The sequence below is a fragment of the Acidobacteriota bacterium genome, from assembly GCA_039683095.1.
Taxonomy (GTDB): Bacteria; Acidobacteriota; Aminicenantia; order Aminicenantales; family Saccharicenantaceae; genus RBG-16-66-30.
This window is the reverse complement of sequence record JBDKSB010000002.1, coordinates 139,523-154,610: the sequence shown is the minus strand read 5'-3', so window position 1 is coordinate 154,610 and position 15,088 is coordinate 139,523. Positions and strand designations below refer to the sequence as shown.

Here is a 15,088-nt window from a genome sequence, read left to right as displayed (position 1 = left end):
ACGAGCGGACCGCCGGGCTTGAGAAGCCCGCGGAACCCCCGGAGCGCTCCGGCCTGGTCCTCGAGATGGGGGAACAGGGAGAAGCAGACGATCCGGTCGAACGCCCCGCCGGCGACGGCGGGGGCCTGGGCGTCCATCCGCACGAAACGAACGCGCCGGCCGAACCTCTTGCTCCGTCCCGCCTCCAGCATCCCGCGACAGTAATCCGCCTCGACGATGAGGCCGGAGGGACCGACACCCTCCCGGAGCCAGGGCACGAGCTTCCCCGTTCCGCAGCCCAGGTCGAGGACGCGGTCGCCCGCGCTCAGCCTCAGGAAGGGGATGATGAGGGGGATCGTGCGGGCCTCTTCCGGCGAGGAATGGTCGCGGTCCCATCGGGCCGCCCGGGCTTCGAAGAACATCATTTTTTCGGCGCAGGCCGTCCGGCGGCCGGTGAAGAGCGGGGCTTCGGCGGCCCCGATCAGGACTTGAGCTTCTGGGTCGGACACGATTTCCTTTCGAACACAAAGATTGGCATATTAACACGTCCGCGGGCAAAAGCAAGTCTTGCCTTGGGGGCCGATTAATGCTATCTTAATCCAGCCTTGCTCCTCGGTAGCTCAATCGGCAGAGCGGGTGGCTGTTAACCACTAGGTTGCAGGTTCGAGTCCTGCCCGAGGAGCCAAATTTATTCCGCTGAAATTCAGCGGCTCTTATTTTATGCCAGACCCCGTCGGGTGATCCCCCTGGGGTTTCGTGGTTTCAGGCATGTCCAGGACGACTTGCGCCCGCCCTCATATTCGCCCCGATTCTCCGTTTCGAAATCCGCAGTCGGGGGGCCGGGCGCAATCCTGGCGGTTGGGCGCGCTCCGGGCCATGATCGAATCTATTCCTATCCATAAGGAGATTTCCCGAAATGGACATTCCACGGATCTTCAACATAACCGAAAGCGCCCACCGCATCCATAACCCGTTCACACCCGAAAAGCTGGCCACTCTCGGCGCGGCGCTGCGTCTGGAAGCCGGGACCCGGGTGCTCGACCTCGGCAGCGGTTCGGGGGAGATGCTGTGCACCTGGGCCCGCGATCACGGAGTCATCGGCACCGGCGTCGACATGAGCCAGTTGTTCACCGGGCAAGCGAAACTCCGCGCCGAAGAGCTCGGTGTCGCCGATCAAGTCAAGTTCATCCATGGCGACGCCGCCGGCTACGTCTCTGACGAGAAGGTCGGCGTGGCAGCCTGTGTCGGCGCCACTTGGATCGCCGGCGGGGTCGCCGGCACCATCGAGCTTCTGGCGCGGAGCCTGCGCTCCGGAGGGATCATCCTCATCGGCGAGCCGTACTGGCGGCGGTTGCCGCCGACGGAAGATGTTGTCAAGGGGTGTCTTGCCAACTCGATCTCCGACTTTCTCACCCTTCCAGAGCTTCTCGCGTCTTTCGGCCGCCTGGACTACGACGTCGTGGAAATGGTTTTGGCGGACCAGGACGGTTGGGACAGATACGAGGCGGCTAAATGGCTCACCATGCGCCGATGGCTTGAAGCTAATCCCGGCGATGAGTTAGCGAAAGATATCCGAGCCGAACTGACCTCGGGACCCGAGCGCTACGCCGCTTACACGCGTGAATACCTGGGCTGGGGTGTGTTCGCGCTGATGCCGCGGTGATGCGTTAGCGCATCCGGTTGCACGCGGGGAGCCATTTTCTCCCGCGCCGCCCCCCTTTCGGCTTAACCGAGAATTGTCCCTTCCTTAATCGTTCCTTAACCCTGTCTCCTTATCCTGGGGGCGAATGAAACCCAACAAGGAGACAGAGAGAATGCGCCAAGCCCTCCGAACCGTCTACGGCATCGTCGCCGGCCTCCTCATGCTGCCCATGGTCGCGATCATGAGCCTGATGGCCCAAACGACGACCCCTCCGCCCCAGACCTTCTCGACGACGATCTATCTGGACTACCGGTACTTCCTGTCCGACGCCGGCCCCGCGACGCTCAAGCCGGCCGCCGGCACCTCGGCCTACCTCGACAACCAGTTCGTGTTCCGGCGGGCCTATTTCACCTACGAGAACAAGATCAACGACAACCTCAAATTCCGCTTCCGCCTGGACGCCGACAACACGGCCAATGTGACCGGCGTCACTCTGACGGGTTCGCCGGTCAGCGGGGTCACGCTCGGCAAGGACGACAAGCTCCGCCCCTTCATCAAGCACCTCTACCTCGAGTACTCGAACTTCCTCGTCCCCAAGATGGTCCTGAACGTCGGCATGATCGAGACCCTGACCTTCAAGCCGGCCGAGGACCGCTGGGGCCTGCGCAGCGTCGCCAAGACCCTGGTGGACGGGTACAAGGATATCGCCAAGAAGGAGATCTACGCCTCGAGCGCCGACCTCGGCGCGACCCTCAAGTACTCCTTCGCCAAATACTTCCGCGTCGCCGCGGGCTTCTACAACGGCGCCGCCTACAGCCACGCGGAGAACGACCAGTACAAGAGGGTCCAGCTCCAGGCCCAGATCACGCCCGTCCCCGGGTTCTCCCTGGTCGCGTACTATGATTACGAGCGCAAGCTCCCCCTGGCCGCTCTGCCGGCCGAGGTCAAGCCCCGGGCCGCCACCTACAAGGCTGACGCCTACTTCGAGAAGGTCAGGAACCTGGTCATCGGCGCCGAGTGGTTCACCTACAGGAACGACCTCTACCAGACGGCGGGCGAGAAATACCGGGTCGGCGGCTGGTCCGCTTTCGGCCGCTACGTCATCAAGCCCGACAAGCTCCAGATCTTCGCGCGCTACGACCGTTACGCGCCGAACAGCCTCGATCGGGGCCAGGATGTCAGCCTGGTCATCGCCGGCCTCGACTGGGCGCCCTATCATGCCAGCTGGAAGCTCCAACCCAACGTTTGGTTCTACGACTACAAGGATCCCCTGGTCTACAACGCCAACGCGACAAAGAACAGCGACGTCGTTTTCAACCTGACGTTCTTCCTGTCCTTCTGAGGCGAGGCTTCAAGTCAAGCGAAAGGAGAAACGAAATGAAAAAGATCCCGATGATCGCCCTCGCGATCGTGACCCTCCTGGGCGGTCTCCTCCCGGCCGCCCCGGCCCGGAAGATGATCCAGGTCAAGGGCTCGGACACCATGGTGAATCTCGTCCAGATCCTGGCCGAGGAATACATGGGCAAGAATCCCGGCACGGCCATCGCCGTCCTTGGCGGCGGCTCCGGCACGGGCATCACCGGCCTCATCAACCAGACCTGCGACATCGCCGACCACTCCCGCGAGTGGAAGCCGAAGGAGATCGACCAGGCCTGGGAGAAGGGCGTCACCCCGAGGTTCTTCGTCGTGGCCGTCGACGGCCTGAGCATCGTCGTCAACGAGAAGAACCCCGTCGACCAGCTGACCATGGCCCAGGTCGGCGCCCTTTACCGCGGGGAGATCAAAAACTGGAAGACCCTGGGCGAATTCCAGGAGCCCGTCTCGCTGTACGGCCGCCAGTCCAATTCCGGCACCTACGTCTTCATGCAGGAGTTCGTCCTCGGCAATAAGAACTATTCCACCGACATGAAGGAAATGAACGGCAACGCCCAGATCATCGAGGGCATCCTCCAGGACGAGGGTGCGGTGGGCTATGTCGGCGTCGGCTACCTCTACGACGAGAACCACCGGATCCGCAAGGGCCTCAAGGTCCTCAAGATCTCCAAGGAGCCGAACGGCGCCGGCTATCTGCCTACCGACGGCGCGTCCGTCGAATCCGGCGCCTACCCGATCTCCCGGCCCCTCTACATGGCCACCAACGGCAAGCCCAAGGGCGACGTCGCCCAGTTCCTGGGCTGGATCGTCGGCCCCGAAGGCCAGTCCATCGTCGAACGCGAAGGCTTCTTTACGATCGGCGAGGGCAAGTACAAGGCCGCCAACGACAAGAACTTCAAGTAAGTCCCAGAGGCCCTGATCGTCCGATGAGCACGAAGAAACGGCGCGACATCCAGGAATCGGCGATCAGGGCCTTCTTCTTCGCCTGCGGCATCCTGGCCGTCCTCGTCCTCGTCGGCATCTTCCTGACCCTCCTCGGGACCGCCGTCCCGGCCTTCCGCGAGATCAAGATCGCCGAGTTCTTTGGCCACACGCGCTGGGACCCCACCTCTCCCGAGAAGGCCGAATACGGCCTGCTCTCCATGATCGTCAGCACGCTCATGGTCACCGCCGGCGCCATGCTGCTGGCCGTCCCGGTGGGGATCGGCGTCGCGGCCTACCTTTCCGACGTCGCGCATTGGCGCGTCCGGGAGGTCCTCAAGCCGGTCGTCGAGATCCTGGCCGGCATCCCCTCGGTCGTCGTGGGCTTCCTCGGCATCGTCCTGTTCGGCCCCGCGCTGGCCAAGCTCTTCCATACCGCCAACGGCCTGAACGCCCTGAACGGCAGCGTCCTCCTGGCCATCATGTCGCTGCCGACCATCATCAGCATCTCCGAGGATGCCCTCAACGCCGTGCCCAAGGCCTACAACGAGGCCTCCCTGGCGCTTGGCGCCTCCCGCTGGCAGACCCTGGTCCGGGTCAAGCTGCCGGCCGCCCTGTCCGGCATCATCGCCGCCTGCATGCTCGGCATGGGCCGGGCCATCGGCGAGACCATGACCGTGCTCATGGCCACCGGCAACGCCCGGTCCTTCCCTCACGGCCTGCTCGACCCGGTCCGGACCATGACCGCGAACATCGCCATCGAGCTCGGCGAAGTGCCCTACTTCACGACGCACTACTACGCCCTCTTCGCCATCGGCCTGGTCCTGTTCGTGATGACCTTCGCCGTCAACCTGGCCGCCGACGTCGTCCTGCGCAGGTACCAGGAGCGGGAGCAATGAAACGGGCGGCCCGCAAGAACGTCATCCAGGCGCTCGGCTTCCTGGCCCTGCGGCTGTCGATGGCCCTCGTCCTGGCCGTCCTGATCCTCTTTCTCTACGACATCGGCAGCAAGGGCGGCGGGGCCATCTCCTGGGAATTCCTGTCCCAGGCCCCGCGCAAGGGCATGACCCAAGGGGGCATCTTCCCGGCCATCTTCGGCACGTTCCTGGTCACGGTCATCACGGCCCTCTTGGCGGTGCCGCTGGGCATGTCGTCCGCCATCTACCTCAACGAATATGCTCGGCAGACGCGCCTGACCCGGCTCATCCGGCTGTCCATCCGCAACCTCTCGGGGGTCCCCTCGATCGTCTACGGCCTCTTCGGGGTCATCCTCTTCGTCAACGTCATGCGCCTGGGGACGTCGGTCCTCTCGGCCGGGCTGACCCTGGGGCTCATGACCCTGCCCTGGACGATCACGGCCAGCGAGGAGGCCCTCAAGACCATCCCCGATTCCTACCGCGAGGGCGCCCTGGCCCTGGGGGCGACCAAGTGGCAGACGATCCGGACCAATGTCCTGCCCTACGCCGTTCCCGGCATGCTGACCGGGACGGTCCTGGGCCTGGCCCGGGCGGCGGGGGAGACGGCCCCGATCCTGTTCACCGGGGCGGCCTTCTACCTGCCGTTCCTGCCGAAGTCCCTCGGCGACCAGTTCATGGCCCTGCCGTACCACCTCTACATCATGGCCACCCAGCACCATGCCATCCTCCAGGTCCGGCCCCTGGCCTACGGGACCGCCCTGGTGCTGATCGTCTTCGTCCTGGGGATGAACATGACGGCCATCGTCGTCCGCTACCGGCTGAGAAGGAAACAGCGATGACTGGCGCAGAGCCCGCCGCCAAGATCCGGGCGGAGAATCTCGACTTCTATTACGGCCCGACCCGGGCCCTCAAGAACGTCACCATCGACTGCCACGACCGCCGGGTCACGGCCATCATCGGCCCCTCCGGATGCGGCAAGTCGACCTTCATCCGGACCCTCAACCGCATGAACGACGTCATCCCCGGGTGCCGGATAGAAGGGCGGATCCTCCTCGACGGCCGGGACATCCACGCCCCCGAGGTCGACGTCGTCGAGCTCCGCCGCCGGGTCGGCATGGTCTTCCAGAAGCCCAACCCCTTCCCCAAGTCGATCTTCGACAATGTCGCCTACGGCCTGCGCATCAATGGCCTGCGCGACCGGCGCCGTCTCGATGAGATCGTCGAACGAAGCCTGCGGGGCGCCGCCCTCTGGGACGAGGTCAAGGACCGGCTCGGCGAGAACGCCTTCGCCCTCTCGGGCGGGCAGCAGCAGCGCCTCTGCATCGCCCGGTCGCTGGCCGTCGAGCCCGAGGTCATCCTCTTCGACGAGCCCTGCTCGGCCATCGATCCCATCGCCACGGCCAAGGTCGAGGACTTGATTGAGAAGCTCAAGACACGCTACACTGTCGTTATCGTGACCCACAACATGCAGCAGGCGGCCCGCGTGTCCGACTACACGGCCTTCATGATGCTCGGGGAGCTGGTCGAGTTCGACCGGACCGGGAAGATCTTCACCGCGCCCGCCAACAAGCTGACCGAGGACTACATCACGGGGCGGTTCGGCTGAGCCGGCTCCCGGCGGCCGGAGGAGGCATCATGTCCAGGATCGAGAGACCGTTCGACGAAGAGCTCAAGACGCTCAAGGAAAAGCTCCTCGAGATGGCCTCGCGGGCCGAGGAGCAGATCGCCCTGGCCATCCGCGGGCTCAAGGACCGCCAAGAGGCGCTGGCCTGCCAGGTCCTCGAGCGGGAGGAGGCCATCAACCTCCTCGACGTCGAGGTCGACGAGATGTGCATGCGCCTGCTGGCCCTGCGCCAGCCCATGGCCACCGACCTGCGCTTCATCACCTCGGCCATGAAGATCAGCAACGACGTCGAGCGCATCGGCGACCTGGCCGTGAACATCGCCGAGCGGACGATCGACCTGCTGAAAGCCCCCCAGCTCAAGCCGCTGATCGACATCCCCCGGATGGCCCAGATGGCCCAGGACATGGTCCGGGACGCGATCAACGCCTTCGTCAACCTCGACGACAAGCTGGCCCGGAACGTCTGCGAGCGGGACGACCAGGTGGACCAGCTCAACGACCAGGTTTTCCGGGAGCTGCTGACCTACATGATGGAGGACAACGGGACGATCTCGCGGGCCGTCGACCTGATCCTCGTCGGGAGGCACCTCGAGCGCATCGCCGACCACGCGACGAACATCGGCGAGGACGTCATCTACATGGTCCGGGGCAAGACCATCAAGCACCACGTCGACGAGGCCGGCCGGGCCGCCGCCCTCAAGAGCTGTTCGGGCGGGGGATGACCCCGGTCAGCGCATCCTGCGGATCCGGACCTCGATATCCTTTTCCCCCTGCAGCAGCCTGACCAGCGCGGACGTGTCCGTGTCCCCGTAATGGTAGGGATAAAGGACCCGGGGCCGGAAGGCCCGGGCCGCGTCGGCGGCCTGGTCGGGGGACATCGTGTAGGGCAGGTTCATGGGCAGGAAGGCGACGTCGATGCCGCGCAGGGCCTTCATCGCCGGCGTGTTCTCCGTGTCGCCGGCGATGTAGATCCTCTTGTCGCCGAACGTCACGATGTAGCCGTTGCCGGCGCCCTTGGGGTGGAAAGGCCCGCCGCCCGGCCGCTTGTGGACGATGTTGTAGGCCGGGACGGCCTCGATGGCCAGGCCGAGCTCCGTCCCGCGGTCCCCGTTGGCCATGATGACGGCGCCGGGAAGCGCGGAGGCGCAGGCCCTGGAGGCGACGACGACGGTGCCGGGCTTGAGGGTGGCCTTGAGGGCCTTGGGATCGAGATGGTCGAAATGCTCGTGGGTCACCAGGACGAGATCGGCCTTGGGCAGCGTCCCGTAATCGGCGACGTCGCCGTAGGGGTCGACCTGGATGACCTTGCCGCCGAAGGTCATGACGAGCGAGGCGTGGCCCAGGAAGGTGATCTCGAGGGCGCCCGCCGACGTCGGGATGACGTCCTTCTCGAACTTCGGCGGCGCGGCGCCCAGTCCGGCCAGGCCGAGAAGGAGGAAGCCAACGGTCAGGATGAGTCTCATGGTATGTCCCTCCCCGCGCTTTTCTTTCATTATAGGCCGGCGGGGCGCCGGGCGCAACGCGCCGGAAGGGGGGCGGGCCGCAGGTCAGCCCGGAAGGAGCGCGTGCAGGGCGAGAACGGCGGCGGCGGCCGCAGCGGCGAAGATGAGCGAAGCGAGCCAGGGAACGCCGGCCCGGAGGCGATAGGCCTTGACGATGCCGGAGAAGGACCGGCCGGCCAGGGCCCCCGAGAGGGCCAGGACGGCGGCCGCGAGCAGGGTGGTCATGGGCGCTTTCCCTTCGCCCCCATTCCACCAGGATTGTGTTAAGAAATGATAAAATCCGTGGCAAAAGCGGAGGATTTGTCTATAATAGCGCATCATGAGATTCGGGCCGGAGACGCCGTGGCCCCGGTGATCGCCGCCCTCGACGACGAGGCCGACATCCTCGAGCTCCTGAGGGTCAGCCTCCAGAAGGCGGGCTATCGCTTCGAGGGCTTCCTGGAGCCGGAGGGACTTTTCCGCTACCTGGCCCGCGAGAGGCCCGGCCTCATCCTGCTCGACCTGATGCTCCCCGGCACGGACGGGCTCGAGGTCTGCCGGCAGATCAGGCGGTCGCCCGACCTGGCCTGCATCCCGGTCATCATGCTGACGGCCCGCGGCGACGAAGCGGACAAGGTCGTCGGCCTCGAGCTCGGGGCCGACGATTACGTGACCAAGCCGTTCTCGGTCAAGGAGCTGGTGGCCCGCATCCATGCCGTCCTGCGGCGGCCGCCGGCCGGGGAGGCCGGCCCCCGGATCGTGATCGGCCCGCTGGTCATCGATCTCGAGAAGTTCACGGTCACGGTCGGCGGGGAGAGGGTCGACTTGACGGCGACGGAGTTCAAGATCCTCCAGCTCCTGGCCTCCCGCCCGGGGCGGGTCTTCAGCCGTGACCAGGTCCTCGACCATCTCTGGGGCAACGAAAAGGCCGTCATCGACCGGACCGTCGACGTCCACATCCGCAACCTGCGGGAGAAGCTGGGCCCGGCGGCTCCGCTCGTCAAGAACATCCGCGGCGTGGGGTATAAGCTCGAAGAATGAAAAAGACACTGTTCCTGCGTTTCTTCCTGGGGTACGCGGCCGTCATCGTCCTCCTGGCCGCGGCCGTTCTGATCGTCGCGCCGCCGCTCCTGCAGACGCACCACAACCAGGAGCGGGCCGCCGACCTGAAACACATGGCCTACCTGCTCGAGGGCCAGGTCCTGCCGCACGTGACCGGGGCGGCGACGGGCGATCTCGAGGCCCTCATCACCGACCTCGGCCGCAAGACCGGGGCCCGCATCACCGTCATCGGTCCGGACGGCGCCGTTCTGGCCGACTCGGAGAAGGAGCCCCGGGACATGGAGAACCACCTCTTCCGTCCCGAGATCCAGGCCTCGCTGCGGGGCGAGACGCAGACGTCCATCCGCCGCAGCTCGACCCTCAAGGCCGACATGATGTACCTGAGCATCCCCCTGCGCGACCGGGGACGCATCGCCGGGGCCCTGCGGCTGAGCCTGTTCATGAAGGACATCGAGGCCGTCCTCAAGGCCTTCCGCCGCGACCTCTGGCGGGTCGTCGGCCTGGTCACGCTCATCGCCTTCGTCCTGGCCTTTTTCCTGACCCGGTCGGTGGCCAAGCCGGTCCGCGAGGTCATCGACGCCTCGAAGCGGGTCGCGGCCGGCGATTTCGACGTCCGGGTGTCCACGCGGCGCAGCGGCGAGCTCCGCGACCATGCCCTCGCCTTCAACGCCATGGCCGGCCGGCTCAAGGACATGTTCGGCGAGATCCGCCTCCAGAACGAGGAGATCGTCAGCATCCTGGCGTCCATCCGGGAAGGCCTGTGCGTCCTCGACGGCGACGCCCGGATCGTCCTCTGCAACGCGAGCTTCCTCCGCCTGGCCGGCCGCGACGCCCCGCAGGGGCTTCACTTCTGGGAAGTGGTGCGCAGCTCCTCGGCCATGGAACTCGTGCGCAAGGCCCGGGAAGGCGGGGGCGGCGCGGCCGGCGAGGTCGTCCTCGGCGAGCGCGCTTATTACTGCTCCATCGCCCGCCTGGCCGAAGCCGACCGGCTGGTCCTGACCCTCCACGACGTCACGGAGTTCCGCGCTCTCGAGAAGACCAAGAGGGATTTCGTGGCCAACGTCACCCACGAGCTCAAGACGCCGCTCACGGCGATCAAAGGCTTCGTCGAAACCATGGAGCCGCGGACCGAGGCCGAGAACCGGCCCTACCTGGAGATCATCGGCCGCAACACCGACCGGCTGATCGCCATCGTCGAGGACCTGCTGGTCCTGTCCGAGCTGGAGGCCCCCGGGATGAAGCCGGTCAAGGAGGACCTCGACGCCCGCCCCCTGGCCGGGAACATCCTCAAGCTTTTCGAGCGTCGGGCGGCCGATAAGGGCATCAGGCTGGTCCTGGAAGCCCCGCCCGGCCTGCCGGCGGTCGAGGCCGACCGGGTCCAGCTCGAAGGGCTGCTCCTCAACCTCGTCGACAACGCCGTGAAGTACACGGACAGGGGAACGGTGACGGTCCGCCTGGGCGCGAAGGAAGGCCGCTTCGTCGTCGAGGTCGCCGACACCGGCGTCGGCATCGACGCCGACCACCTGCCGCACATCTTCGAGCGTTTCTACGTCGCCGACAAGTCCCGCTCCAGGAAGCTCGGCGGGACGGGCCTCGGCCTGTCCATCGTCAAGCACATCGCCCAGGCCCACGGCGGCGGGGTCTCGGTCAGGAGCCGGCTGGGCGAGGGGACCACGGTGACCGTGGAGCTGCCCCTGGCCTAGCGCCCGGCGGACATCCCGGCTCCGGGGCCGGGCCGCGGCGGCTTGGACGTCCTGTCCGCCTCTGTTATAATGGCCGGCTTCGGCCCGGACGAAGGTTTCTCCATGAGCAGCCTGTTGAAGATCCTCGAGAACGAGGTCCAGATCGCGGCCCTGGCCTTCATGGGCCTCGTCTACTCCGTCCGCCTGGCCTGGGTCTTCCGCTTCAAGATCGGCAGGGACCGGACCCTTCCGGCGGGCAGCGGCCGGTCCGGGACCGGCTATTCCCTGATGAGCATCGCCATGCCCTGGGCCATGGAATCGACGCGGAAGCGGCCCGGCCGCTATGTCGAATTCGTGGTCTTTCATCTCGGGGTCGCGGCGGCCATCGCCGCCTCCTTCATCATCCCGTACGGCCCCGGCCTGTTCGAGACCGCCTGGGTCCGCGCCTCTTTCCAGGCGCTCATCGCGGCGGCGGGGTTCGTCGGGCTGGTGCGCCTGGCCCGGCGCCTGACGGATCCGGTCCTGCGCGCGATCAGCAGCCCCGACGACTATTTCTCCCTGGCCCTCCTGATCTTCTGGCTCGCGGCCGGGGTCCTGGCCGCGCCCAACCGGCCTCAGGCCGGGGAGGGACCGCTCGCGGCCTTCTTCGGGCTGACGGCCTTCTTCCTCGTTTATGTCCCGTTCTCGAAGATCTCCCACTACCTCTATTACCCCTTCACCCGGATCTATCTCGGCCGCGCCCTCGGCCACCGCGGCGCCTGGCCGCCGGCCGCGGCGAAGGCCGCCGGCGCCCGCCCGGCGGGGGAGGATGCCGCATGAGACGCCGGTCAAATATCCCCTCGGGCGTCGTCGGGGCGCCGCTGGACCTCCGGACCCAGGACGAGGCGAAGCGGCAAGGCTGCCCGTCTGTCGTGGACGGACGGCTCAGGACCTACGCGCCCGGCGACAACGCCGGCCGGTTCGTGGACATCCTCGGGCACAGGGTCTCCCGGCCCCTGGCTGTCTCGCTCGCGGCCTGCGTCCACTGCGGCCTGTGCGCCGAATCGTGCCATTATTTCCTGGCCCGGCCGGACGACCCGACCATGACCCCGGTCTGGAAGGCCGACCAGATCCGCAAGATCTTCAAGCGCCATGTCGACTGGACCGGCCGGGTCGCCCCCTGGTGGGTCAAGGCCGGCTCGCCACGCGACGACGAGGACCTCAACCGCCTGAAGAACATCGTCTTCGGCGCCTGCAGCGCCTGCCGCCGCTGCACCTACAACTGCCCCATGGGCGTCGACACGGCCCTGCTCGTGCGCTTCGCCCGCGGGCTGCTGACGGAGCTTGGCATCGTCCCGGAAGGCGTCTTCAACGTCAGCCGCGACGAGTGGGAAACGGGCAACCAGATGGCCGTGACGGAGACCGATTACCTGGAAACCCTGGAATGGATGCGGGACGAGCTCCGGTCCGAGCTGGGCACCGATGCCGTCGACATCCCGGTCGATAAGCCGGATTGCGAGATCCTCTACACCATCAATCCCCGCGAGATCAAGTTCGATCCCCGTTCGATCGCCCACGCCGCCAGGATCTTCCACGCCGCCGGGGTGTCCTGGACGCTGCCGAAACGCGGCTGGGACCAGACGAATTTCGGGCTCTTCTCCGGCGACGACAAGCTCGGGGGCTTCGTCGCCCGCAACGTCTATGAGGCGGCCGACCGGCTCCGGGCCCGCCGCATCGTCATCTCGGAGTGCGGACACGGCTACCGCTCGACGCGCTGGGAAGGCTACAACTGGGCCGGCTGCGATCAGAAGCTCCCGACGGAGTCGGTCGTCGTCACGCTCAAGCGGCTCCTCGAGGAGGGCCGGATCGCGGTCGACCGGGGCCGGAACCCCGAGCCGGTGACCTTCCACGATTCCTGCAACATCGCCCGCTCGGGCGACCTGGTCGAGCAGCCACGCGAGGTCCTGCGCCGCGTCTGCGCGGACTTCCGGGAGATGCATCCCAACCGCCGGGAGAACTTCTGCTGCACGGGCGGCGGCGGGCTGCTGTCGATGGCCGAGTACCGGCCACTGCGGCTCGAAGCCGGCCGGATCAAGGCCGATCAGCTCCGGGCGACCGGGGCCTCGGTCGTGTGCACGATGTGCCACAACTGCATCGACGGCCTCGCCGACGTCATCAAGCACTACCGTCTGCCGATGCGGGTCGTCCAGGTCCTGGAACTCGTCTCCAAGGCCCTGGTCCTGCCCGGCCAGCCCTGAAGAAAGAAAGAGAGCACGCCATGCCCAGGATCGAAAGCGAAGGACGCTCGATCGAAGTCAACGAGGAAGGCTTCCTGACCCACCCGGAGGAGTGGACCGAAGATACGGCCAGGATCCTGGCCAAGTCCGAGGAGGGGTTGGACGAGCTGACGCCCGAGCACTGGGCCGTGGTCCGGTTCATCCGCGGCTATTACCTGGAGAAGAACCTGGCGCCCATGGTCCGCAAGATGTGCCAGGCCACAGGCTTTCCCCTGATGAAGATCTACGACCTGTTCCCGTCGGGCCCGGCCAAAGGCGCCTGCAAGGTCGCCGGGCTGCCCAAGCCCGACGGCTGCGTCTGAGGCGGCGCCTCTCAGCGCTTGACCGCCGGCCGCGCGGCGATCTTCCCTACGGCCGCGACGGCCGCCCGGACATCGTCTTCCGTATTGAACGGCCCGATCCCGAAGCGGACCGCGCCGTGGATCTTGTCCGTGCCCAGCTGCTCGTGAAGGCGCGGGGCGCAGTGCAGGCCGGTCCGGCAGGCGATGCCGAAATCGACGTCCAGCATCGTGCCCACGTCGGCGGCTTCCATCCCCTGGACGTTGAAGGCCAGGACGGCGATGTGGTCCTCCAGGCTGTCCTGGCAGTAGAGCGTGACCCGGGGGATGGCCCGCAGGCCGTCAAGAAGGATCCGGGCCAGGCGCATCTCCTCGGCGTGGATGGCCTCCACGCCCTTCTCCCTGATCCAGGCGAGGCCGGCCTTCAGTCCGGCGATGCCCATCACGTTGGCCGTGCCGAACTCGAGGCGGTAAGGGTACTCGTCGAGGTGGGTCCGGACGGCCGAGCGCACGCCGGTCCCGCCGGCCCGGGTGTGCCGGATCTCGACGCCCTCGCGGACGCACAGCCCGCCGATGCCCGTCGGCCCGAGCAGGGACTTGTGGCCGGTGAAGGCGACGACGTCCAGGCACTGGGCCTCCATGTCGATCGGCACCTTGCCGGCCGACTGCGAGGCGTCGATGGCGAAGGGGATGCCGGCCTCGCGGCAGAGCCGGCCGATCTCGTCGATGGGCTGGACGGTGCCGATGACGTTGGAGGCGTGGTTGACGACGACCAGCCGGGTATTCGGCCGGAACCGCTTCCGGATCTCGGCCGGGTCGACGAAGCCCCGGCCGTCGAAGGGGACGTGCTCGACCTCCACGCCCTGCCGGGAGAGATGGTAGAGGGGCCGGAGGACGGAATTGTGCTCGAGCGTCGTCGTGATGGCGTGGTCGCCCGGGCGGAGCATGCCGAAGATGATGAGGTTCAGCGCGTCGGTCGAGTTGTAGCCGAAGCAGAGGCGGTTGGGGTCGGCGCCGTGGAAGAATTCCGTCAGCGACTTCCGCGTCTCCTCGACGATCAGGCCGGCCTCCATGCACAGGTCGTATCCCGAGCGGCCGGGATTGACGCCGTAGTTGCGGTAGAAGTGGTCCATATAGCGATAGACCTCTTCGGGCTTGGGGAAGCTCGTCGCGCCGTTGTCGAGGAAGATCAGCTTGCTCATGCGCTCTCTCCGTTCATGGTTCGACAGGACCGAAGCCCGTGAAGGGCTATACTAATAGCTTGACCGGCGAATTGCAACCGGGCCGGCGAATCGGCTAGAATGCCGGCGAAAGCGGCGCATGATCTATTTCCTCGGGCTCGGCAGCAACCTCGGCCGGCGCTCGGCGAACCTGGCCCGGGCCAGGCGGCGGCTGGCGCGGGCCGACGTCGCGATCCTCAGGGTTTCGTCCGTCTACGAGACCGAGCCGGTCGATTACGCCGGCCAAGCCTGGTTCCTCAACCAGGTCGTCGAGGTCCGCTCCGGGCTCGACCCCTCGGCGCTCCTCCGCCTGGCCAAGTCCATCGAGGCGGAGATGGGCCGGGTCCCGACCGTCGCCAAGGGGCCGCGGACGATCGACATCGACATCCTCCTGGCCGAAGACATGGTGGTCGACGCGCCGGAACTCGTCCTGCCGCACCCCCGGCTCCACCTGAGGAATTTCGTCCTGGTGCCGTTGGCCGAGCTGGCCCCGGAGGCCCGGCATCCTGTCCTGGGCCGAACGGCGGCGGAGCTCCTCGCGGCCTCCGCCGACAATAGCCGGGTCCTGAAGGCCCGAAGCCGGCGGCGCAGGTAGGAACGGGGCCCCCGGCGGGAAGAAAGCCGCCCGGTCC

At 66.8% G+C, this 15,088-nt stretch carries 17 protein-coding genes and 1 tRNA gene; 14 read left to right on the top strand and 4 right to left on the bottom strand.

What is annotated here, in order from left to right; all coding sequences use genetic code 11:
• Positions 1 to 488 (bottom strand): class I SAM-dependent methyltransferase (locus ABFD52_03485; GenBank protein MEN6559822.1); only part of this gene is annotated, 488 nt, incomplete at its 3' end.
• Positions 489 to 588: 100 nt separating this feature from the next.
• Here ABFD52_03485 and ABFD52_03480 point away from each other — a divergent pair.
• The 8 genes from ABFD52_03480 (at position 589) to phoU (ending at position 7,179) form a co-directional block, all read left to right on the top strand.
• Positions 589 to 664: transfer RNA gene (locus ABFD52_03480), tRNA-Asn, on the top strand.
• A 231-nt stretch (positions 665 to 895) separates the two neighbouring features.
• Entirely contained in the window at positions 896 to 1,642 is a 747-nt protein-coding gene (locus ABFD52_03475; protein MEN6559821.1) for a class I SAM-dependent methyltransferase, read from the top strand.
• A gap of 151 nt (positions 1,643 to 1,793) precedes the next feature.
• Positions 1,794 to 2,963, top strand: a complete 1,170-nt coding sequence (locus ABFD52_03470) for a hypothetical protein (GenBank protein MEN6559820.1) — start codon at positions 1,794 to 1,796, stop codon at positions 2,961 to 2,963.
• 35 nt (positions 2,964 to 2,998) lie between these two features.
• The gene (locus ABFD52_03465; GenBank protein ID MEN6559819.1) at positions 2,999 to 3,898 is read left to right on the top strand and encodes a PstS family phosphate ABC transporter substrate-binding protein; all 900 of its coding nucleotides are present in this window, start codon (positions 2,999 to 3,001) and stop codon (positions 3,896 to 3,898) included.
• A 23-nt stretch (positions 3,899 to 3,921) separates the two neighbouring features.
• Positions 3,922 to 4,815, top strand: coding sequence for a phosphate ABC transporter permease subunit PstC (gene pstC, locus ABFD52_03460; protein ID MEN6559818.1), 894 nt, complete (start codon positions 3,922 to 3,924; stop codon positions 4,813 to 4,815).
• A complete protein-coding gene (gene pstA, locus ABFD52_03455) occupies positions 4,812 to 5,672 on the top strand; it encodes a phosphate ABC transporter permease PstA (protein MEN6559817.1) in 861 nt (286 codons plus the stop codon). Before pstC ends, pstA begins: the two co-directional genes overlap by 4 nt.
• On the top strand, positions 5,669 to 6,439 hold the full coding sequence (gene pstB, locus ABFD52_03450) for a phosphate ABC transporter ATP-binding protein PstB (protein MEN6559816.1): 771 nt from the start codon (positions 5,669 to 5,671) through the stop codon (positions 6,437 to 6,439). Before pstA ends, pstB begins: the two co-directional genes overlap by 4 nt.
• Before the next feature lie 29 nt (positions 6,440 to 6,468).
• A complete protein-coding gene (gene phoU, locus ABFD52_03445) occupies positions 6,469 to 7,179 on the top strand; it encodes a phosphate signaling complex protein PhoU (protein MEN6559815.1) in 711 nt (236 codons plus the stop codon).
• A 6-nt stretch (positions 7,180 to 7,185) separates the two neighbouring features.
• On the opposite strand, the gene ABFD52_03440 is transcribed toward phoU, so the two are convergent.
• Together ABFD52_03440 and ABFD52_03435 are read right to left on the bottom strand one after the other, a co-directional pair.
• The gene (locus tag ABFD52_03440; protein MEN6559814.1) at positions 7,186 to 7,920 is read right to left on the bottom strand and encodes an MBL fold metallo-hydrolase; all 735 of its coding nucleotides are present in this window, start codon (positions 7,918 to 7,920) and stop codon (positions 7,186 to 7,188) included.
• Between the two features lie 84 nt (positions 7,921 to 8,004).
• Positions 8,005 to 8,184 (bottom strand): hypothetical protein, encoded by a 180-nt coding sequence (locus ABFD52_03435; protein MEN6559813.1) that lies wholly within the window; start codon positions 8,182 to 8,184, stop codon positions 8,005 to 8,007.
• Between the two features lie 117 nt (positions 8,185 to 8,301).
• Between ABFD52_03435 and ABFD52_03430 the strand changes: the two genes are divergently transcribed.
• The 5 genes from ABFD52_03430 to ABFD52_03410 all read left to right on the top strand — a co-directional run bounded on the left by ABFD52_03430 (position 8,302) and on the right by ABFD52_03410 (position 13,260).
• Positions 8,302 to 8,979 (top strand): response regulator transcription factor, encoded by a 678-nt coding sequence (locus ABFD52_03430; GenBank protein MEN6559812.1) that lies wholly within the window; start codon positions 8,302 to 8,304, stop codon positions 8,977 to 8,979.
• Complete coding sequence (locus ABFD52_03425; GenBank protein MEN6559811.1) at positions 8,976 to 10,703, top strand: ATP-binding protein; 1,728 nt, start codon at positions 8,976 to 8,978, stop codon at positions 10,701 to 10,703. The genes ABFD52_03430 and ABFD52_03425 overlap by 4 nt, the downstream gene beginning before the upstream one ends.
• A gap of 102 nt (positions 10,704 to 10,805) precedes the next feature.
• Positions 10,806 to 11,501: a hypothetical protein gene (locus ABFD52_03420; GenBank protein ID MEN6559810.1), complete on the top strand. Its 696-nt coding sequence runs from the start codon at positions 10,806 to 10,808 to the stop codon at positions 11,499 to 11,501.
• Positions 11,498 to 12,919, top strand: a complete 1,422-nt coding sequence (locus tag ABFD52_03415; GenBank protein ID MEN6559809.1) for a (Fe-S)-binding protein — start codon at positions 11,498 to 11,500, stop codon at positions 12,917 to 12,919. Before ABFD52_03420 ends, ABFD52_03415 begins: the two co-directional genes overlap by 4 nt.
• A gap of 20 nt (positions 12,920 to 12,939) precedes the next feature.
• Complete coding sequence (locus tag ABFD52_03410) at positions 12,940 to 13,260, top strand: TusE/DsrC/DsvC family sulfur relay protein (protein MEN6559808.1); 321 nt, start codon at positions 12,940 to 12,942, stop codon at positions 13,258 to 13,260.
• Positions 13,261 to 13,271: 11 nt separating this feature from the next.
• Here the strand turns inward: ABFD52_03410 and ABFD52_03405 are convergent, their stop codons facing one another.
• Positions 13,272 to 14,438 carry an aminotransferase class V-fold PLP-dependent enzyme gene (locus tag ABFD52_03405; GenBank protein MEN6559807.1) on the bottom strand — a complete coding sequence of 389 codons (1,167 nt, stop codon included), beginning with the start codon at positions 14,436 to 14,438 and terminating at the stop codon, positions 13,272 to 13,274.
• A gap of 118 nt (positions 14,439 to 14,556) precedes the next feature.
• Between ABFD52_03405 and folK the strand changes: the two genes are divergently transcribed.
• Positions 14,557 to 15,051 carry a 2-amino-4-hydroxy-6-hydroxymethyldihydropteridine diphosphokinase gene (folK, locus tag ABFD52_03400; GenBank protein ID MEN6559806.1) on the top strand — a complete coding sequence of 165 codons (495 nt, stop codon included), beginning with the start codon at positions 14,557 to 14,559 and terminating at the stop codon, positions 15,049 to 15,051.
• Positions 15,052 to 15,088 lie beyond the last annotated feature (37 nt).